A 20210-nucleotide genomic window follows, 5' to 3' on the forward strand; every position below is an offset into this window, starting at 1 on the left:
GGCTTACGTTGGCGATGGCCCGTACCGCCCCGTCGTCGCGGGGCCGCGGTCGTGGGCCGCGTCCCCGTGCTCCCGGCCCAGAGAGGCGCTTCGACATGGCCGACCCCTCCCAGCAACGGTGTGTGAACGGATCGCGGCGCAGGATATGCCTGGCCGGTCTCGTCGTTGCGGCCCTCCTGGCGGGCGCGGGCTGCTCCCCCGTCGATCCGGAGGCCGTCGCCCCGGATACCGGTACCCCGAACGTCGGCTCCGCGTCCGCCTCGGCGCCGGACACCGGCTCCGCGTCCACCTCCGGTAGCCCTCCGGTGCAGCTGAGCCCGGCGGTGACCGCGCAACTCGACGCGGCGGTCGGGCAGGTGATGCAGAAGGCCAATGTGCCCGGCGTGATCGTCGGGCTCTCGATCCCCGGCAACGGCACCTACACCAAGGCCTTCGGGGTCGCCGACCGCAGCAGCAACACGCCCATGACCACCGACCTGAACATGCGGATCGGCAGCGTGACGAAGACCTTCACCGTCACCGCGCTGCTGCGCCTGGTGGACGCGGGCAAGGTGGGGCTGGACGATCCGGTCGGGAAGTACGTCTCCGGGGTGCCGGGCGGGGACCGGATCAGCCTGCGGCAGCTGGCGGACATGCGCAGCGGCCTCTACCCGTACAGCTCGGACCAGGACTTCGTGAACGCCCTGATCGGCAATCCCGCCAGGTCGTTCACCCCGCAGGAACTGCTCGCATACAGCTTCAGGCACCCGGTGGCCTTCGAGCCGGGCAGCCAGTACCAGTACTCCAACACCAACACCATCCTGCTCGGCATGGTGGTGGAGAAGGCCGCCGGGCAGCCGCTCCAGGACTACCTGCAGCAGCAGGTGTTCGTCCCCGCGGGCCTGCAGCGCACGGTGTTCCCGACCGACGCGTCCTTCCCGGACCCGCACGCGCACGGCTACACCAACCAGACACCGGCCGGCTCGAGCGCGGACGCGACCGACTGGAACCCGTCCTGGGCCTGGGCGGCCGGGGCCGTGATCTCCAACCTCACCGACATGCAGCACTGGGCCGCTCTGCTGGCCACGGGTTCGCTGCTCAACCCCGGGACCCAGACGCAGCGGCTGCAGACGCTGCCCACCGGCTACCCCAACACCGGTTACGGGCTGGGGCTGTTCACCGACAACGGGTGGGTCGGGCACAACGGCTCGATCCCCGGCTACCAGAGCCTCGTGCTGTACCTGCCGTCAGCGAGGGCCAGCCTGGTGGTGCTCAGCAACACCGATGCGAACTACCAGGGTTCGGAGAACTCGACGCTGTTCGGTGAGGAGATCACCCGGATCGTGACACCGGGGAACGTGTACTCGCTGCCGGCGATGCCGACGGTGACCACGTCGCCGAGCGCGTCGGGGGCGTCCGCTCCGCCCTCCGCGTCCCAGTCCTCCTCCGGGTCGCCCACGGGTTCGCCGTCCGGACCGCCCACAGGTTCGCCGTCCGGACCGCCCTCGGGCCCGGCGGGCACGTCCGCGTCGTCCTCGGCGGTGCCGCCGTCCGCGGTGCCGTCCGGCGTGCCGTCGGTGACCTCGCCGTTCGCGTCCGTCACCGGGCTGCCCGGTGCCGGGGCGAGCTGACCGCGCTGGCTGGGATCCGGGTCGGCGCGGGCGGGCCGGGGCGCGCGCCGACCCGGATCCGGGCGCCGGTGGGCGGCGGTCAGCCGCGAAGTTCGGCGAGGACGGCGTCGTTGAACTGCGGCCAGACCTCGGCGGCCCACGGCCCGAAGTCGCGGTCGGTGAGGGCGACACAGGCGACGCCCGCGACCGGGTCGACCCACAGGAAGGTGCCGGACTGGCCGAAGTGGCCGAAGGTCTCGGGGGAGTTGGCGGTGCCGGTCCAGTGCGGAGACTTCTCGCCGCGGATCTCGAAGCCGAGGCCCCAGTCGTTGGGCCGGCGGTGGCCGAAGCCCGGCAGGACGCCGCTCACTCCTGGGTACGCGACCTCGCGGGTCGCGGTGCGCACCGTGGACGGATCCAGCAGCGTGGGCGCCTGCAACTCGGCCGCGAAGCGGGCCAGATCGGCCACGGTGGAGAGGCCGCCCGCACCGGCGGGCGAGCGGTGGGCGGTGTTGATCAGCGTGGCCCGCATGCCCAGCGGCTCGAACACCGCCTCGGCGGCGTACTGCGCGAAGTCGATCCCGGCTGCCTTGGTCAGGGTGTCCGCCAGCACGTCGAAGCCGGCGTTGGAGTAGAGTCGCCGGTTGCCCGGCTCGGCCATCGTCCGGTGCTCGTCGAAGGCCAGCCCCGAGGTGTGCGCCAGCAGGTGCCGGACGGTCGAACCCTCCGGTCCCGCCGGGTCGTCCAGCTCGAAGACCCCTTCCTCGACCGCGACCAGCACGGCGTACGAGGTGAGCAGCTTGGTCACCGACGCCAGCGGGAACAGCCACTCCTGCGGCCCGTGTTCGCCCAGCACGACGCCGTCCGCGCCCCGTACCACGGCGGTTGCCGCGTTCGGCACCGGCCAGTCCTCGATCATCCGCAAGCTCTGCATGCGCCGACTCTAACGAGCCGCGCGGCAGGGCGGCGTGGCGGGCTTGCTTGGAGTGCGCTCCAACTCAGTAACTTCGTAGTCATCGCCGACCGACCGGGGGGTCCACTCGATGGCAACGACCGCACGGATCAACTCCGATCTGCTGAGCTGTTCGGAGGCCTACCGGACGGCGAGCGCGGAGGCCGACCGCACCCCGCGGCACAGCATCAGCGCCGTCGCGGCGGTCAGCGGGCTGACCGCCCACACGCTGCGCTGGTACGAGCGGATCGGCCTGCTGGACCCGATCGACCGCTCGTACTCCGGCCAGCGGCGGTACAGCGACGCCGACCTGAACCGGCTGGGTTTCCTCAGCCGGCTCCGGCTGACCGGGATGCCGGTCGCCGACATGCTCCGCTACGTGGAGCTCGCCCGGGCCGGTGACGACACCGTCGAGGCCCGCCGCGAGATCCTCGTCCAGCACCGGGAGGAGGTCCGGCAGAAGATCGCCGATCTGCACGCGACCCTCGCGGTGCTCGACTACAAGATCGACATCTACTCGGAGAACCGGCAGCAGGTCCCGGACCACCGGTACGAGCCGCCCGCCCGAGCCGGCCGGCCCGGGCGGTACGAGCAGCAGCAGTACGACCAGATCGACAGGAAGAAGCAGAGCGCATGACTCTCCCCACCACCGTCCTCGGCACCAACGGCCCCGTGGTCGGCACCCAGGGCCTCGGCTGCATGGGCATGAGCGAGTTCTACGGGCCGACCGACACCGCGGAGGCGCTGGCCACCCTGGACGCGGCCCTCGACCTCGGCGTCACCCTGTTCGACACCGCCGACATCTACGGCTCCGGCAAGAACGAGGAGCTGATCGGCCCGTTCGTCCGGGCCAACCGCGACCGGGTCGTCCTCGCGACCAAGTTCGCCATCGAGCGCCGGGCCGACGACCCCGAGTACCGGGGCGTACGGAACGACCCGGCGTACATCCGCACCGCCGTGGACGCCTCGCTGCGCCGCCTCGGGGTGGACGTCATCGACCTGTACTACATGCACCGCCGCGACCCGGGGGTCCCGCTGGCCGAGTCGGTCGGCGCGATGGCCGAGCTGGTACGGGCGGGGAAGGTGCGGCACCTGGGGCTCTCCGAGGTAACCGGGGCGGAGCTGCGCGAGGCGCACGCCGTGCACCCGATCGCCGCGCTGCAGTCGGAGTGGTCGCTCTTCTCCCGGGACGTCGAGCACAGCGCGGTGCCCGCCGCCGCCGAGCTCGGGGTCGCCCTCGTCCCGTACTCGCCGCTCGGGCGGGGTTTTCTGACCGGGGCCTTCCAGGCCGCCGAGCAGCTCTCGGCGGATGACTTCCGGCGGAGCCAGCCGCGGTTCAGCGGGGAGAACGCGGCTCGGAACGCCGCACTGGTCGAGCCGATCCAGAAGATCGCCGCCGGGCGCGGGGCCACCGCGGCCCAGGTGGCCCTCGCCTGGGTGCACCAGCGGGCCGAGGTGCACGGACTGACCGTGGTGCCGATCCCCGGCACCCGCAAGCGCTCCCGGCTGGCGGAGAACGCCGCGGCCGCGACGCTGCGGCTCACGCCGGAGGAGCTCGCCGAGCTGGAGCCGATCGCCGGGCGCGTGACGGGGCAGCGGTACACGGACATGAGCCTCACCTCCGGCGCCCGGGAGTAGGCGCACCGGCAGGGGCCGGGGCTCTGCTCGGGAGAGCCGAACCCCGGCCCCGGGAAGACCTGCCGCCGCCCGTCCCGGGACGGTGTCAGGAGGTGGCCGGCGGGTGGGTGACGCTCGCGTACCTGCCGAGCGCGATGTCGCCGAAGTTGTGCAGGCTGGCGGTGTTCGGCGCGAAGTAGCCGGTGTGGCCGGCCGCGCCGGCGGAGGAGACCCGGATCGCCCCGAAGCCCTCGCCGGTCGGGTCGGCGCCGTGGCCGAGACCGCCGACCTCCAGGTACGGGACGTTGCCGATCCAGTCGGTGGGGTTGCGGGCCGCCCAGACCCGGACGCCGTCACCCAGCCCGGAGGCGTTCTGCACACCCATCCCCGGGCTGCCGAAGACCACCAGGTCGGTGGGCCGGTCCTCGTGGATCTTCGGCGCGGCGATGCCGCAGACCACCGAACCGTAGGAGTGGCAGAACAGCGCCGGCGGGGTCTCCGGGTGGCTGGTCGCGCCCAGGCCGTCGAGCAGGCGCTCCAGTCGAGGGGCGCCGACCTCGGCGAGCCGCGAGGTGACCGCGTCGGGGCCGAGGCCCAGCGGGGTGACGTAGCCCGTCCAGGCGATCACGGCGGTGCGGGTGCCGGGGGACTGCCGGTGCTCCTCGTCGAAGAGCGCGCGGGCCATCCCGGACGGGGAGCGCAGCGGGTCCGAGGGCTGGTCGAAGTGGGCGAGGTCGGCGTCCGAGCCGGGGACCAGCACGGCGACCTTCTGGGCCGAGGCGAGGTCACCGTAGACCTCGCTGACCAGGCCGCGGCCGCGCGGGTCGAAGGCCAGGACCTGGCGGCCGGGGGCCAGCAGCTCCTCGGTGTTGTCGGCGCGCAGCCTGGCGGCGGAGCGGTCGTTCGCGGTGAGCTTCGGGTCGTCGGCGCGAAAGCGCCACCTGTCGGCCTCGGCCCTGATCGCCAGCCGGTTGGCCTGGTAGCGCAGCTTGACCGGCGCGCCGTCGAGGTTGCCGACCACCAGCGGGTACCGGGCCACCAGACGGGTGGCCTGCTCGGGCGTGAGCGAGGCGAAGAAGGCGGCGACCGTGCGCGCGTCGGCGGTGGCCGGGTCGGGCAGCGACCGGCCCAGGGAGTGGTCGGCTGCCCACTCGGTGCTGCCGGCCGGCGGGGTGGAGATGGCCAACTGCTCGGTGGCGGCGGCGGCCTGGGCCGCTGCGGCTCCGGCGTCCACCAGCACGGCGCAACCCGCGAACGCCCCTATCAGGGCACGCTTGATCCGCCTGCGGCGTGCCGCCGTGTACTGGCTGAGCCTGCGCTTCGTCAGCCTGCGCTGCAAGGCCTCAACTCCCTCGGACCCGTGACCGTCACAGCGGGCGGGGCCCGATGGTGGTACGACCGCCAACTACTCGTCAGCCAGGGTAGGGGCTCGGAGCACGGCCCGTGCAGGCTCCAAACTGTGCGATGAATCACACCATGCCGTCATGGCCCGTCTGCCTTCGTCTCGAATTCCTTGATCAGGTACTTCGGGGCGATGCTGCGTCACGCCTCCGTCAGCAGATTGTTCAGCTCGCCCGCGGCCACTGTGGCGAGGCTCACCTCCACCCAGCCGTGCCGGCCGACGCGGAACGCCGCCGAGTACGTCCGTGGGGCGGCGGCCGGCAGCTCGGCCTGCTCTCCCTTGCCCGCCTTGACGCGGGCCGAGCCGTCCTCGGGGGTGCTCATGGCGAAGATCCTCTCGCCGAGCCGGAGCGTCGCCTTCGTCTCCCGGGTGAGCCGCTCGGCGGTCTGCGGGAGGGCCGGGCCCATGGCCAGGAACTGATCGAACGTCACCATGCCGCCAGGGTGGGGCGGGGCGGCGACCTCGACCGGGCCCAGCACCCCGGCCGAGGTCACACCACTCCGAGGGCGTACGCCGCGAAGAGCGCAGCGGCCGCGCCCGCCACCGCCCTGAGCGGTCCGCGCAGGCCCCAGGGCCCGTCGAAGCGCCGGGCGTACCGTGCGACCGCCACCAGGGCCATTCCGAAGACCGGCAGCCAGATCAGCCGGGCCGCCACCCAGTCCGGCGAGTTCGGCGCGGTGGTCAGGCCGGGGACGGCACCCAGCCGGGAGAAGGTCAGGGCCACCGAGTACATCGCCGTCTGGTGCCAGCAGAAGATGGTCATCGCGGAGAGGTTGACCACCACTACCGGCAGCCAGAGCAGCGGACGGCGGAGCAGGTGCGCGATCCGGTCCCGCAGCAGCATCGCGGCACCGCACTGGACGGCCGCCAGCGCGAGCACCAGCAGGGACGGCGGGTGCGAGTTGGTGCGCGCCTGGCCCGGCACGCCCACCATGCTGGCCGGGTAGTGGAAGATCAGCAGCAGCACGGCGAACAGTGCGGCCCCGCCCAGCAGCAGCGTCCGGGCCCCGGCCCGCCCGATCCGGCCCTGTGCCCAGGAGACGCCCAACTGGTAGCCGAACATCCACCCCGGCACCAGGTTCACCAGGGCCAGCCAGGACGGTACCGACCCGGCCCACGGCCCGTACCGCAGCAGGTCGACCAGTGCGACGGTGGCCAGCAGCGGCGCCGCGGCCCAGCCGCCCAGGCGGCGTCCGGCGGCCACGCAGTACGGGGTGAGTGCGGTCAGCACCAGATACACGCCGATGTACCAGAGCGGTTGCACCACCAGGACCGCACCGGTCCGTACGGTGCCCTGCGGCACGCCGAGCGCCTGCAGCAGCGGGATCAGCACCGCCCACACTGCGGCCACTCCCAGCACCGGGCGCAGTAGCCGGACCGAGCGGGCGCGCAGCCAGGCCGTGGTGCTCGCCCCGCGTGCCCTGGCCCGCTCCAGCGAGCGGACCGAGGAGCATCCGCCGACCAGGAAGAACACGCCGAGCAGTTGCAGGCCCCAGCTGAGCGGGGCGAAGAAGCCGAGTGAGGTGAGCGGGCTGGCGTTGTGCAGCACCCCGCCTTGGAGGGTGAGCCCGCCGAGCAGCCAGTGGCCGACCGGGACGGCGAGCAGGGCGAGCGCGCGCAGGCCGTCCAGGGCGCGGTCGCGGTCGGCGGGGGTCCGGTCCGCGACCCGGTCGGCGGTCCGGCGCAGGCGGTGGGCGAAGGGGGCTCGGGTGACGGGGCAGGGACTGTCAGCGGGCATCACGGCACTCCTGGTTCGGGTCGGCGCACTGGATGTGCGAGTGGTCGCCGAGTGCGATGGCGGCGAAGGAGGCGAGCGAGGAGGTGCCGGGGGCGAAGTAGCCGCTGTGGCCGTGCGAGCCGGCCGAACTGACCACCCGGGCACCGAAGTCGGCGGCGGTCGGATCGGCGCCGTGGCCGAGGCCGAGCACCGAGACGTGCGGGACGTCGCCGATCCAGTCGGAGCCGTTGCGCTCGGCGGCCCAGAGCGGCACCCGCAGGGCCCGCGCGTCGGGGACGTCCATCCCGGGCGAGCCCAGGACCACCAGGTCGGACACCTGCTCCGGGCGCGGGTCGGCCAGCCCGCAGACCGCCGATCCGTAGCTGTGGCAGAACAGCGCCACCGGGCCGGTGACCGGCGCGAGGGCGGCCAGGAAGCGGTCCAGCCGGCCCGCACCCGCCCGGGCCAGATCGGCGGTTGCCGCGTCGAGGCCGACCCCGACGGGCGTGGTGTAGCCGGCCCAGGCGACGACGGCGACCCGGTCGCCGGTGGCGTGCCGCAGTGAGCGCGCCATCCCGGCCGGGGTGCCGTACGGGTCGTTCGTGCGGTCGAAGGACATCAGGTCGACGTCCGAGCCGGGCACCACCACCGCGGTGCGGGTCGCCGTGGCGAGATCTCCGTACACCTCGGCGATCTGGCCGCGGCCGCGCGGATCGAAGGCAAGAACCTGACGACCCATCAGAGATGCGCAACGGTCGGCACGTTCGGCCGCCGAGCGCTGCTGGTCGGGGGTGACGGCCGGATCGGCGGCGCGAGCGAGTTCGCGCTCGCGCTCCTCGGCCAGGGCGAGCGCGTTGGCGCGGTAGCGCAGCTTGACCGGCGCGCCGTCGAGGTTGCCGACCACCAGTGGGTGGCGGGCGGCCAGGGTGTCCTGCTGCGCCGCCGTGAGGCCGGCGAAGAACCGGGCCACCTCGGCGGCCGGGGCCGTGGCGGGATCCGGCAGCCGCACCCCCAGTGAGCCGTCGGCCGCCCAGGCCGCACTTCCCTCCGGTGGACCGGTCACCGGCGTCTGGATGTCCGCCGCTGCCGCCCATCCGCCGGCTCCTGCCAGCACCGCGACCATCGCCGCGGCCGCCACCAGCCCCCGCCCGAACCGTCCTGCCATCTCCTGCTCCTCCTCCACGACTTGGACGGGGAGGAAGGTAGGGAGGAGGTGCCCCGACGGACGTCACACCGCGGGGCCAACTGCGGCGTCATACCGTGGTGCCAGGGGTACGCCTGCTGGGGATGGGGAGGTGCCACTCCCGCGGTTTCGTCCGCGCGTCACGGGCACGGGAGAGGGAGGCGCCCGGCGGCGGGGCCGGGGCGGGCCTGGGCGTCCGGGACGCGGATGAGCGACCCCGTGCGCACGGCGCACGGGGTCAGGGCGGCGGACCGGAGACGGCCGACCCGCCGCGGCGGAGTCCGTTACTGGCCCGGGGTGACCAGGCCGGACTCGTAGGCGAGGACCACGGCCTGGGCGCGGTCGCGGAGGTCGAGCTTGGCCAGGATGCGGCCGATGTGGGTCTTGACGGTCTGTTCGGCGACGATCAGGCGGTCGGCGATCTGCTGGTTGGAGAGGCCGCGGGCGATCAGTTCGAGCACTTCGGTCTCGCGCGGGGTGAGGCCGCCCAGGCGCAGCCGGGGGTCGCGGCGGGGCGCGGGCCGGGTGCGGGCGAAGTCCTCGATCAGCCGGCGGGTGACCGAGGGGGCCAGCAGGGCCTCGCCGGCCGCGACGACCCGGACGGCGGAGATCAGGTCGGCGGGCGGGGCGTCCTTGAGCAGGAAGCCGCTGGCCCCGGCGCGCAGCGCCTCGTACACGTAGTCGTCGACGTCGAAGGTGGTCAGCATCAGCACCTTGGGGCGGTGGACGACCCCGACCGGGGGGTCGAGCAGCCGGCGGGCCGCCTCCAGGCCGTCCATCTCGGGCATCCGGACGTCCATCAGCACCACATCGGGGTGGGTGCGCCCGCTGACCTCCAGTGCCTGCCTGCCGTCGGCGGCGTCGCCGACCACGTCGATGTCGCTCTGCGCGCCCAGCAGCGCCGCGAATCCGGCCCGGACCATCGCCTGGTCGTCGACGATGACTACGCGGATGGTCATGTGCTGGGCTCCTCGGGCTGGTTGACGGGCAGGACGGCGGCCACGCGGAATCCGCCGTCGGGCAGCGGTCCGGTGTCCAGCCTGCCACCGAGCAGCCGCACGCGTTCACGCATTCCCACCAGCCCGTGCCCGGTGCCCTCGGAGGACTCGATGCCCGTGCGGTCCTGCCCGCCCGGCGGGCCGGTGTCGACCACGGTGATCCGCAGGGCCTCGTCCTCGGCGGCGATCGAGACCCAGACCTGGGCGCGGGGCGCGTGGCGGACCACGTTGGCCAGCGCCTCCTGGACGATCCGGTACGTGGACAGGCCGACCGCCTGCGGCAGTTCGCCCAGGGCGTGGACCTCCTCGGTGACGGCCAGCTCGGCCCGGACGCCGGCCTGGGCGACCGTGTCGACCAGTTCGGGAACCTGGTCCAGACCGGGCTGCGGGGTGCGGTCCGCGGCGCTCTCCTCGCTGCGCAGCACGCCGAGCAGCCGGCGCATCTCGGTCAGCGAGCTGCGGGCGGCGGCGGCGATGGTGCCGAACTCCTCGACGGCCTCGGCCGGCAGGCCGCCGATCCGGTACGGCGCGCTGTCCGCCTGGACGGTGATCACCGACATGTGGTGCGCCACCACGTCGTGCAGCTCGCGGGCGATCCTGGCGCGTTCCTCCAGCAGCGTGCGCCGTCCGCGTTCGGCCTCGCTGATCTGCTCCTGCTCGGCGAGCAACCGCCTCGCCTCGCCACGTCCGCGCAGACTCCAGCCGAGCAGCAGCACGGCACCGCTGAGCACGATCGGCAGCGGGGCGCCGGCGTCCCCGGACCGGGTGAAGGCCGCTCCCGCCCCGGCGGTGGCCAGCCCGGTGGCCATCCAGACGGCGAGCAGGGTCCGCCCGCTCTCCCGCACGGCCAGCGCCAGCATCAGGAACAGGTAGCCGATCAGCGTGGTCACCGACCAGGGCCAGGGGCCCGCGCCGTGCGGGGTGTCCAGAGTCAGCACGGCCCCGGCGACGGAGGCCGGGAACACCACCCACCAGACGGCCAGTGGTCGGGTGACCGCCACCAGCAGCGGCGCGGTCTGGGCGACCACCAGCGCCGCCGCGGTCGGGACCGGCAGTTCGTACGAGGTGTGCAGATGGACGGTGCCGGTCGGGATCAGGGCCGCGTTGAGTGCGCCCGCGATCACGTACGGCAGGCTGCGCACCCAGCGGTGGCGGGAGCCGCCGAGCAGCGGCTCGGCACCGCCGGTCGGGGTGATCAGGGCGTGCCCGAGGGAGACCGCGAGCGCGCGCAGCTCGGGCAGGGCCGAGCGCAGGTCGGACAGGACGTTGGCGGGCGGTCGGATCTTCATCCCGGCCCAGGCTAGGGGCCGGGGAGTGCGCCGGCATCGTACGCAGGAGCTGTTCCGTGCGTAGTACCTGGGTATGACGTGGAGCCGGGCCCTGCGCGGCGGGACGCCGGGCTCAGGGCCGCCAGGAACCGGACAGGGCGGGCCCGAGCTGGTCGAAGTGGCGCTCGAGCGTGGCGATCATGCCGTCGGGGCCGACCTGGTGGGCGGCGGCGTCCGTGGTCCAGGAGAGGTGGGAGAGCCGGACGACCGCGCCGAAGACGGCGGCCAGCAGCCGGGGGCGCAGGTCGGTGGCCGGGTCCAGGCCCTCGCGTTCGGACAGGATGGCGGCGATCTGGCGCTCCTGCTCGGCGGTGTGTCGCAGGTGGGCGGCGAGCAGGGTGGGCGTGGACTCGATGAGTTCGAGCAGTTCCAGGGCGGCGGTGACACTGCCGGGGCCGGCGTGCTCCACGCTGCCGAGGCTGCGCCAGGACTCGGTGATGGCGGCGCGCATGGCCGTCAGCGGTTCCTCCTCGGCGGGGCGCCGGCGCAGGCACTCGATGAAGAAGCCCTCGGCGTCGGCCATGACGGCCAGGGCGACCTGCTCCTTGTTCTCGAAGTAGCGGAAGAAGGTGCGCTGGGAGACGTCCACGGCGGCGGCGATCTCGTCCACCGTGGTGCGGCCGTAGCCGTGGACGAGGAAGAGCCGGTGCGCCGCTTCGACCAGGGAGTCCCTGGTACGCCGCTTCTTCCGCTCACGGAGCCCGAGGACCCGGCAGGCGGGGTCGGTGGTCGCTTCGGCGAGCTGTGCGGCCATACGAGGGGCCTTTCGAGGGAGGAGTGGTCGGTATCACCACGATAGCGCTCTGACATATGTCATCAATGCGCACAAGTCACCGTTTGCCGAATGTCAGCGACTGCCATAATGTCGTGAGTCAGTGGCGTCCGTCGGGCTGGACAACCGTGGGGACGGGTGGGCCGGGGCGCCACTCGCCATGTCGTTCGGGCTCCGGAGGGCCAGTTATGAGTCAGTCCGTCGTCAACAAGGGGAAGGCGGACCTGCCGCCGCAGCGCAGCGGTCCGCCGGGGGAGCGGAACGGCCTGAAGGGCCATCCGTGGCTGACCCTGCTCACCGTGGCGGTCGGCGTGATGATGGTCGCCCTGGACGGCACCGTCGTCGCCATCGCCAACCCGGTCATCCAGACCGACCTCGGCGCCTCGCCCGCCGACATCCAGTGGGTCACCAGCGGCTACCTGCTGGCACTCGCGGTCTTCCTGATCACCGCGGGGAAGATCGGCGACCGCTTCGGCCACAAGGCGACCTTCCTGGTCGGCGCGACCGGCTTCGCCGCCACCTCGGCCGCGATCGGCTTCGCCGGCAACATCCAGACGGTGATCGCCTTCCGGGTGCTGCAGGGCCTGTTCGGCGCGCTGCTCCAGCCCGCCGCGCTCGGCCTGCTGCGCGGAGCCTTCCCGGCGGAGAAGCTGAACATGGCGATCGGCATCTGGGCCGGTGTGATCGGCGCCTCCACCGCCGCCGGGCCCATCGTCGGCGGCCTGCTGGTCGAGCACGTCAGCTGGCAGTCGGTCTTCTTCATCAACGTCCCGGTCGGCGCGGCGGCCCTGCTGCTCGGCCTGTGGATCCTGCGCGACGTACGGGCCGAGAACGCGGCCAAGTCCTTCGACATCCCCGGCATCGTGCTGCTGTCGGCGGCGATGTTCGCGCTGGTCTGGGGCATCATCAAGGCCCCGAGCTGGGGCTGGGGCGACACCCGCACGCTGCTGTTCCTCGGCGGCGCGCTGCTCGCCATGGTGCTCTTCGCGCTCTGGCAGGCCCGTGCCAAGGAGCCGCTGATCCCGCTCAGCCTGTTCCGCTCCGTGCCGCTCTCGGCGGGCACGCTGCTGATGATCCTGATGGCCTTCGCCTTCTTCGGCGCGATCTTCTTCGTCACCTTCTACCTGCAGAACGTGCACGGGATGACCCCGGTCCAGGCCGGTGTCCACCTGCTGCCGATGACCGGCATGATGATCATCGGCGCGCCGGCGGCCGGTGCCGCGATCGGCAAGGTCGGACCGCGGATCCCGATCGTCGCGGGCATGCTGCTCACCACGCTCGCCATGTACGGGATGTCCACGCTGGACACCCACTCGGGGGCGGGCGTCATGTCGCTCTGGTTCGTGCTGATGGGGCTGGGCATCAGCCCGGTCATGGTCGGCGCCACCGAGGTCATCGTCGGCAACGCCCCGATGGAGCTGTCCGGGGTGGCAGGCGGTCTGCAGCAGTCCGCGATGCAGGTCGGCGGCAGCCTGGGTACGGCCGTGCTCGGCGCGGTGATGGCCTCCAAGGTCAGTAGTGCGCTGCCCGGCAACTGGGCCAAGGCGGGGCTGCCGCCGGTCGAGGGCGCGCAGGGGGCGCAGCTCAAGCAGGCCGCCCAGCTCGGCATCGCGCCGCCGGCTCCGCAGGGCACGCCCGAGCAGGCGGTGCACGCGATGGCGGAGGCGGTGCACAGCTCCTTCGTCAGCGGGATGTCGATGGCCTTCGGGGTCGCCGCGGTGATCGCCTTCGCGGCGGCGCTCCTGGGCCTGCTGACCAAGCGGGGCAGCAACGACGCGGGGCCCGCGGTGCACATCTAGCACCGGCGGCAACCCGCTTGGCCCCGGCGGCGGTCCGCTGCCGGGAGAGCGCCTTCAGGGACGCGGGGCGGTGCGCTTGACCAACCGCACGCGCGACCGGCCCGGTCATGCGTGCAGGGGTCTCCCCCAGCCTTCGGGCGGGGGAGACCCCTCCGCTCGCTTGTCGCTCGTCCCCGCGGCGGAGCCGCAGATCGACATCGTCGGCGCCGGCGCGCCCTTCGGCTCAGCGCCCCTTGCGCTTTCGAGGATGGTCAGCCGGAGGAATCCACTGCGCTGCACGGCTGCTCACGCGGTTCCCCACCTCCCGGGGGAGTCGCCCGCCGGGCCGCGGTGCGGATGTACCTGGCCCGCTCCTCCAGTTCCAACTCCGGGAACCAGTACCGCAGTTGTGTCTGCGCCTCGCCGGGTGAGAGGCGGAGCTCGGTGAGCAGGAACTCCGCTCTGGCGATGATCTCCTCGTGCATGGCGTCCTCCGTCGGCGTCGGGTGAGCCCGGAACGATTCTGCAACCGCCCCGGTGGCCGGGCTTCCGCTGTTGCGCCTACCGGGCGTCCCGGGCGCGCCGCCAGGGCCAGGAAACGCCCGAGGGCCGGGCTCCAGAGAGGAGCCCGGCCCTCGGGGCCGCTGGTACGGATCAGGCGTCGCCGCCGGCCGCGCCCGGGTCGGCCGCGGCCACGTCGAGCAGCTGGTAGCGGTCGATCGCGTCCTTCAGTACGTGACGCTCGATCTTGCCCTGCTTGGCGAGCTCGGTGAGCACGCTGAGGACGACCGACTGCGCGTCGATGTGGAAGAAGCGACGGGCCGCGCCGCGGGTGTCGGCGAAGCCGAAGCCGTCGGCACCCAGCGACTGGTACTGGCCCGGCACCCAGCGCGAGATCTGGTCCGGCACCGCGCGCATCCAGTCGGACACGGCGACGAACGGTCCCTCGGCGCCCTGGAGCTTGGCGGTCACGTACGGGACGCGCTGCGGCTCCTCCGGGTGCAGCAGGTTGAACTCCTCGGCCTCGACCGCGTCGCGCCGCAGCTCGTTCCAGGAGGTCGCCGACCAGACGTCCGCCTTGACGTTCCACTCCTCGGCGAGGATGCGCTGGGCCTCCAGGGCCCACGGCACCGCGACACCGGAGGCGAGGATCTGCGCCGGGATCTGGCCGGCCTCGCCGTCCTTGTACTTGTACAGACCCTTGAGGATGCCGTCGACGTCGACGCCCGCAGGCTCGGCCGGCATCTGGATCGGCTCGTTGTACACGGTGAGGTAGTAGAAGACGTCCTCGCCGTGCGGGTGCTCGGCGCTGGAGCCGTACATCCGGCGCAGACCGTCCTGCATGATGTGCGCGATCTCGTAACCGAACGCCGGGTCGTACGCGACGACGCCCGGGTTGGTCGAGGCGAGCAGCTGCGAGTGGCCGTCCGCGTGCTGGAGACCCTCACCGGTCAGCGTGGTGCGGCCGGCGGTGGCGCCGATCACGAAGCCGCGGGCCAGCTGGTCGGCCATCTGCCAGAACTGGTCGCCGGTGCGCTGGAACCCGAACATCGAGTAGAAGACGTAGACCGGGATCAGCGGCTCGCCGTGAGTGGCGTAGGACGAACCGGCGGCGATCAGCGAGGCGGTGCAGCCGGCCTCGGAGATGCCGTCGTGCAGCATCTGGCCGGTCGGGGACTCCTTGTACGCCAGCAGCAGCTCGCGGTCGACCGACTCGTAGGTCTGGCCGAGCGGGTTGTAGATCTTGGCGGACGGGAAGAGCGAGTCCATGCCGAAGGTGCGGTACTCGTCCGGCGCGATCGGCACGAAGCGGTTGCCGATGCCCTTGTCGCGCATCAGGTCCTTGAGCACCCGGACGAACGCCATGGTGGTGGCGATGGTCTGGTTGCCGGAACCCTTCTTGACGCCCTTGTAGGCGTCGTCGCCGGGCAGCACCAGCTGGCGCGGCCGCACCTTGCGGGTCGGCACGTAGCCGCCGAGCTCACGCCGGCGGTCGTGCATGTACTGGATCTCCTCGGAGTCCTTGCCCGGGTGGTAGTAGGGCGGGTAGCCCTCTTCCAGCTGCTTGTCGGTGATCGGCAGGTGCAGCCGGTCGCGGAAGCGCTTCAGGTCCTCGACCGTCAGCTTCTTCATCTGGTGGGTGGCGTTGCGGCCCTCGAAGTTGGGGCCCAGCGTCCAGCCCTTGACGGTCTGGGCGAGGATGACGGTCGGCTGGCCCTTGTGCTCGCGGGCGGCCTTGAACGCGGCGTAGATCTTCCGGTGGTCGTGGCCGCCGCGACCCAGGTGCTGGATCTGCTGGTCGGTCATGTTCTCGACCATGGCGCGCAGGCGCAGGTCGCCGCCGAAGAAGTGCTCGCGGATGTACTCGCCGGTCTCGGTGGCGTAGGTCTGGAACTGGCCGTCCGGGGTCGAGTTCAGCTTGTTGACCAGGACGCCGTCGCGGTCCTGGGCCAGCAGCGGGTCCCAGGTGCGGTCCCAGATCAGCTTGATGACGTTCCAGCCGGCGCCGCGGAACTGCGACTCCAGCTCCTGGATGATCTTGCCGTTGCCGCGGACCGGGCCGTCGAGGCGCTGCAGGTTGCAGTTGACCACGAAGGTCAGGTTGTCCAGGCCCTCGCGCGCGGCGAGCGACAGCTGGCCGAGCGACTCCGGCTCGTCCATCTCGCCGTCGCCGAGGAAGGCGTAGACCTGCGAGTCGGAGGTGTCCTTGATGCCGCGGTGCTCCAGGTAGCGGTTCATCCGCGCCTGGTAGATCGCGCCGAGCGGGCCGAGGCCCATCGAGACGGTCGGGAACTCCCAGAAGTCCGGCATCAGCCGCGGGTGCGGGTAGCTGGACAGGCCGTACGGGGCCTTCGACTTCTCCTGGCGGAAGGCGTCGAGCTGCTGCTCGCTCAGTCGGTCCAGCAGGAAGGCGCGAGCGTAGATGCCGGGGGAGGCGTGACCCTGGAAGAAGATCTGGTCGCCGGACTCACCCTCGGCGTCCTTGCCCCGGAAGAAGTAGTTGAAGCCCACGTCGTACAGGGACGCGGAGGAGGCGAAGGTGGCGATGTGGCCACCGACGCCGATGCCCGGACGCTGGGCCCGGGAGACCATCACGGCCGCGTTCCACCGGGTCGCGTTCAGGATCTTGCGCTCGATCTCCTCGTTGCCGGGGAAGAACGGCTCGTCCTTGGTCGCGATGGTGTTGACGTAGTCCGTGCTGCGCATCTCGGGCACGGCGACACGCTTCTCGCGGGCGCGCTCGATCAGCCGCAGCATCAGGTAGCGGGCACGCTCGCGCCCCCGCTCGTCGATGGCCGCGTCAAGCGACTCAAGCCATTCCGCGGTCTCCTCGGGATCGAAGTCCGGGACCTGACTCGGAAGGCCGCCAATGATGATCGGGTTGCGATCGGATCCGGAAGCCACGCTGTTCCTTCACTGTCGGACGTAACTGAGGTGTGTCGCGCCGCCTCCATCGTGTACCGCAACTCGGAGATCCGTCATCTCTACCGATCGGTAACCATTCCGTACCAGGGCTTGCTTTTCCCTGGTGCGGTCAGGTCGGATGGTGTGTGACATGGGCATCGCTGCCGCCGTCGCGCACCACCGGTTGTTACGAAGAGGTGGTCCGACCTTGATGTCCGACCGCCCGGAGGCGGCCGGTCGGGGGTGAGGGCCAACAGGAGACTCTACGCCCGCCGGAGTGGTTACCCCGAAATGCGTTCGCATCCCGGGCGCTTTCCGGCCTGCGCGGCCGCCCGCCCGCAGCATCCCTGGGGGGTGCAGAAAAGGGCAAATCGGTGTGATTACCGACACATTCCACGGCGTGTCCCGCCGCGACACGTCAACCTTTGGGTGGGATCGGGGGGCGGGTACTTGCGCGAACCGCCGCGCACGTGTGGACTACGGCCACAGCCTCGGCATGAATGCCGAGCCGAATACTGGAGGTTATTCCCGTGAGCGCGACCGCGGACCCCGCGGACAAGTCCAACCCGGCGCACCGTCTGGGCTTCGAAGAGGGCCAGATCGTCCAGGAGCTCGGGTACGACGAAGACTGTGACCAGGAGCTCCGCGAGGGCATCGAGGACATCACTGGCGCCGAGCTCGTCGATGAGGACTACGACGACGTCGCCGACGGCGTCGTGCTGTGGCACCGCGAGGAGGACGGGGATCTCACCGACGCCCTCGTCGATGCACTGGAGTACCTGGCGGAGGGCGGCCTGGTTTGGCTGCTGACCCCGAAGACGGGTCGGGACGGCCACGTCGAGGCGCACGAGATCAACGACGCCGCCCGGACCGCCGGCCTCTCCCAGACCAGCTCGGTGAGCGTGGCCAAGGACTGGATGGGCACCCGCCTCGCCTCGCCGAAGGCTGCCAAGAGCGGCCGCCGCTGACCTCGGCCGCGAGCGGCGGGCACCGGCCGTGGCGCCGGGCCTGGGTGCCGCTTGCGTCCCGGACCCCGCCGGAGCTTCCTCCGGCGGGGTCCGGCCGTTTTCGGGGCGGTGATTCGGTCCGCTCGCCTCCGGGCGCTCCGGCCCGGTGTCGACACTCGCCCTCCTCGCCCGCCCACGGGCGGGGGTGCCCATCCCCCTGCCCTCGGCCGGCGGCCCCAAGTCGAAGGCCGGGGCCAGGGGCCCCGCTCCGGCGCCACCTCCTTCATCGGTCGCCCGTCGTTCTCGGCGCTGGTGCACCATTCGGCGCGGGGGCATCCGGGGTGCTGTTCACCCAGGGCGAAACCCGGCCCGGGTGGTGGTACGGCACCCACCCGCACGGCCGAAGCGGGCCGCGCGGATGCAAGGATGCCGGTAGTCGCGCGGCCGTCTGGGCCGTGGCATCCGGTTAGGAAGGTCTCAGCATGGCCATCGAGGTCGGCACCAAGGCTCCGGACTTCGAGCTGAAGAACCAGCACGGCGAGCTGGTCAAGCTCTCCGACTTCCAGGGCGAGAAGAACGTCGTCCTGGTCTTCTACCCGTTCGCGTTCACCGGTGTCTGCACCGGCGAGGTGTGCGAGATCCAGAAGGAGCTGCCCCGCCTGCAGAACGACTCGGTGCAGGTCCTCGCGGTCTCCATCGACTCGCCGTTCACCCTGCGGGTCTTCGGCGACAAGGAGGGCCTGGAGTACCCGCTGCTGTCGGACTTCTGGCCGCACGGCGAGGTCTCCCAGGCGTACGGCGTCTTCGACGAGGAGAAGGGCTGCGCGGTGCGCGGCACCTTCGTGATCGACAAGACCGGCGTGGTGCGCTGGTCGATCGTCAACGGCCTGCCGGACGCCCGGGACACCAAGGAGTACCTGGCCGCGATCGACGCGCTCTGACACGAGCGCTCCGCTTGGGCCGTCGAGCCCTCCCGGCCCGGCGCGTTCGCTGACGCGCCGGGCCGGATGGCCGCGTCGGGCGGGAACCCGTCCTACGATCGGGCCGTTGACGGAGAAAGCACGATTCTTGGAGGACCAGTGGGTGTCAGCCTGAGCAAGGGTGGCAATGTCTCGCTCACCAAGGAGGCCCCGGGCCTCACCGCCGTGGTCGTCGGCCTCGGCTGGGACGTCCGCACCACCACCGGCGCCGACTTCGACCTGGACGCCAGCGCGCTGCTCTGCAACGAGGCGGGCAAGGTCGGCTCGGACAGCAACTTCGTGTTCTTCAACAACCTGAAGAGCCCGGACGGTTCGGTCGAGCACACCGGTGACAACCTGACCGGTGAGGGCGAGGGCGACGACGAGGCGATCAAGGTCAACCTGGCCACCGTCCCGGCCGACGTCGCGAAGATCGTCTTCCCGGTCTCGATCTACGACGCGGACACCCGCCAGCAGAACTTCGGTCAGGTCCGCAACGCCTACATCCGCGTGGTGAACCAGAACGGCGGTGCCGAGATCGCCCGTTACGACCTCTCGGAGGACGCCTCCACCGAGACCGCGATGGTCTTCGGCGAGCTCTACCGCAACGGCGCGGAGTGGAAGTTCCGTGCCATCGGCCAGGGTTACGCCTCCGGCCTGCGCGGCATCGCCCAGGACTTCGGGGTGAACGTCTGACCCGGGCTCGGGTGTGTGCCCGGCGGGGAGCCGGGTGAATAATCTTGGGGCCGGGGTCGGCGGGAGTTTCGCTCCCGCCGACCCCGGCCCTTGCTGTTCCCGGGTCAGATGCTCCGTGCGGTACCGAACCGGAGTTCAGCAAGTTCAGTGGGTCAGGAGCACCCGCTGCGGGCCGCGAGGGCGTACATCTTTTAACGCGCCCGGCCGGCGGCCCCGTGCGCTGCGCGAAATCCCGTGCAGCGTGCCGGACACAGCCCCGGGAACGGGGACTAGGGAGGAAGAACAGCCATGAGCGTCACGCTCGCCAAGGGTGGCAATGTCTCGCTGACCAAGGCCGCGCCGAACCTGACGCGGGTCCAGATCGGCCTGGGCTGGGACGCCCGCTCCACCACCGGTGCGCCCTTCGACCTGGACGCCAGCGCCCTGCTCTGCGCCGGCGGCCGGGTGATGGGCGACGAGTACTTCGTGTTCTACAACAACCTCCGCAGCCCCGAGGGTTCGGTCGAGCACCTGGGCGACAACCTCACCGGTGGTGCCGAGGGCGACGACGAGGTGGTCGTGGTCAACCTCGAACTCGTCCCGCCGCAGGTCGACAAGGTGGTCTTCCCGGTCTCGATCTACGACGCCGACGCCCGGATGCAGAACTTCGGACAGGTCGGCAACGCGTTCATCCGGGTGGTGAACATGACGGACGACCAGGAGATCGCCCGCTACGACCTGACCGAGGACGCCTCCACCGAGACGGCGATGATCTTCGGTGAGCTCTACCGCTACCAGGGTGAATGGAAGTTCCGTGCGGTGGGCCAGGGTTACGCGTCCGGGCTGCGCGGAATTGCTCTCGAATTCGGCGTAAACGTAGAGTAAAGC

The 20210-nt window shown here is 71.8% G+C and carries 18 protein-coding genes; 8 read left to right on the top strand and 10 right to left on the bottom strand.

Features of this window, described 5'->3' with window-relative positions:
- Positions 1-122: 122 nt before the first annotated feature.
- Positions 123-1610 carry a serine hydrolase domain-containing protein gene (locus tag ACWDAK_RS06210; RefSeq protein WP_344634356.1) on the top strand — a complete coding sequence of 496 codons (1488 nt, stop codon included), beginning with the start codon at positions 123-125 and terminating at the stop codon, positions 1608-1610.
- A gap of 79 nt (positions 1611-1689) precedes the next feature.
- Here the strand turns inward: ACWDAK_RS06210 and ACWDAK_RS06215 are convergent, their stop codons facing one another.
- Positions 1690-2523 carry a serine hydrolase domain-containing protein gene (locus tag ACWDAK_RS06215; protein ID WP_427392911.1) on the bottom strand — a complete coding sequence of 278 codons (834 nt, stop codon included), beginning with the start codon at positions 2521-2523 and terminating at the stop codon, positions 1690-1692.
- Between the two features lie 109 nt (positions 2524-2632).
- On the opposite strand from ACWDAK_RS06215, the gene ACWDAK_RS06220 reads away from it, so the two are divergent.
- Both ACWDAK_RS06220 and ACWDAK_RS06225 read left to right on the top strand, forming a co-directional pair.
- Entirely contained in the window at positions 2633-3178 is a 546-nt protein-coding gene (locus ACWDAK_RS06220) for a MerR family transcriptional regulator (protein WP_427392912.1), read from the top strand.
- Positions 3175-4179: an aldo/keto reductase gene (locus ACWDAK_RS06225; RefSeq protein WP_427392913.1), complete on the top strand. Its 1005-nt coding sequence runs from the start codon at positions 3175-3177 to the stop codon at positions 4177-4179. The genes ACWDAK_RS06220 and ACWDAK_RS06225 overlap by 4 nt, the downstream gene beginning before the upstream one ends.
- A gap of 85 nt (positions 4180-4264) precedes the next feature.
- Here the strand turns inward: ACWDAK_RS06225 and ACWDAK_RS06230 are convergent, their stop codons facing one another.
- From ACWDAK_RS06230 to ACWDAK_RS06260, 7 genes are all read right to left on the bottom strand, one after another.
- Positions 4265-5497: an alpha/beta hydrolase gene (locus ACWDAK_RS06230; protein ID WP_427392914.1), complete on the bottom strand. Its 1233-nt coding sequence runs from the start codon at positions 5495-5497 to the stop codon at positions 4265-4267.
- Positions 5498-5700: 203 nt separating this feature from the next.
- Positions 5701-5994, bottom strand: coding sequence for an MmcQ/YjbR family DNA-binding protein (locus tag ACWDAK_RS06235; protein WP_427392915.1), 294 nt, complete (start codon positions 5992-5994; stop codon positions 5701-5703).
- Positions 5995-6050: 56 nt separating this feature from the next.
- Positions 6051-7298, bottom strand: a complete 1248-nt coding sequence (locus ACWDAK_RS06240; RefSeq protein ID WP_427392916.1) for an acyltransferase family protein — start codon at positions 7296-7298, stop codon at positions 6051-6053.
- Positions 7288-8442 (bottom strand): alpha/beta hydrolase, encoded by a 1155-nt coding sequence (locus ACWDAK_RS06245; RefSeq protein ID WP_427392917.1) that lies wholly within the window; start codon positions 8440-8442, stop codon positions 7288-7290. The genes ACWDAK_RS06240 and ACWDAK_RS06245 overlap by 11 nt, the downstream gene beginning before the upstream one ends.
- Before the next feature lie 302 nt (positions 8443-8744).
- Positions 8745-9419, bottom strand: a complete 675-nt coding sequence (locus tag ACWDAK_RS06250; RefSeq protein ID WP_344634348.1) for a response regulator transcription factor — start codon at positions 9417-9419, stop codon at positions 8745-8747.
- A complete protein-coding gene (locus tag ACWDAK_RS06255) occupies positions 9416-10747 on the bottom strand; it encodes a sensor histidine kinase (RefSeq protein ID WP_344634347.1) in 1332 nt (443 codons plus the stop codon). The genes ACWDAK_RS06250 and ACWDAK_RS06255 overlap by 4 nt, the downstream gene beginning before the upstream one ends.
- A 112-nt stretch (positions 10748-10859) precedes the next feature.
- A complete protein-coding gene (locus ACWDAK_RS06260) occupies positions 10860-11540 on the bottom strand; it encodes a TetR/AcrR family transcriptional regulator (RefSeq protein ID WP_427392918.1) in 681 nt (226 codons plus the stop codon).
- 206 nt (positions 11541-11746) lie between these two features.
- Here ACWDAK_RS06260 and ACWDAK_RS06265 point away from each other — a divergent pair, with 206 nt between their 5' ends.
- Positions 11747-13357, top strand: coding sequence for an MFS transporter (locus ACWDAK_RS06265; protein WP_427392919.1), 1611 nt, complete (start codon positions 11747-11749; stop codon positions 13355-13357).
- Between the two features lie 251 nt (positions 13358-13608).
- Here ACWDAK_RS06265 and ACWDAK_RS06270 read toward each other — a convergent pair whose 3' ends face one another.
- Positions 13609-13821: a hypothetical protein gene (locus tag ACWDAK_RS06270; RefSeq protein ID WP_344634344.1), complete on the bottom strand. Its 213-nt coding sequence runs from the start codon at positions 13819-13821 to the stop codon at positions 13609-13611.
- Positions 13822-13990: 169 nt separating this feature from the next.
- Positions 13991-16741: a pyruvate dehydrogenase (acetyl-transferring), homodimeric type gene (gene aceE / locus ACWDAK_RS06275; RefSeq protein ID WP_344634343.1), complete on the bottom strand. Its 2751-nt coding sequence runs from the start codon at positions 16739-16741 to the stop codon at positions 13991-13993.
- 530 nt (positions 16742-17271) lie between these two features.
- Between aceE and ACWDAK_RS06280 the strand changes: the two genes are divergently transcribed.
- From ACWDAK_RS06280 to ACWDAK_RS06295, 4 genes are all read left to right on the top strand, one after another.
- The gene (locus tag ACWDAK_RS06280) at positions 17272-17709 is read left to right on the top strand and encodes a DUF3052 domain-containing protein (protein ID WP_344634342.1); all 438 of its coding nucleotides are present in this window, start codon (positions 17272-17274) and stop codon (positions 17707-17709) included.
- A 461-nt stretch (positions 17710-18170) separates the two neighbouring features.
- Positions 18171-18629, top strand: a complete 459-nt coding sequence (locus ACWDAK_RS06285; protein WP_344634341.1) for a peroxiredoxin — start codon at positions 18171-18173, stop codon at positions 18627-18629.
- Between the two features lie 138 nt (positions 18630-18767).
- On the top strand, positions 18768-19343 hold the full coding sequence (locus tag ACWDAK_RS06290) for a TerD family protein (protein WP_344634340.1): 576 nt from the start codon (positions 18768-18770) through the stop codon (positions 19341-19343).
- Positions 19344-19631: 288 nt separating this feature from the next.
- Positions 19632-20207 (top strand): TerD family protein, encoded by a 576-nt coding sequence (locus ACWDAK_RS06295; protein WP_344634339.1) that lies wholly within the window; start codon positions 19632-19634, stop codon positions 20205-20207.
- The last annotated feature ends 3 nt before the right edge of the window (positions 20208-20210 follow it).

It is taken from the genome of Kitasatospora sp. NPDC001175, assembly GCF_053598215.1.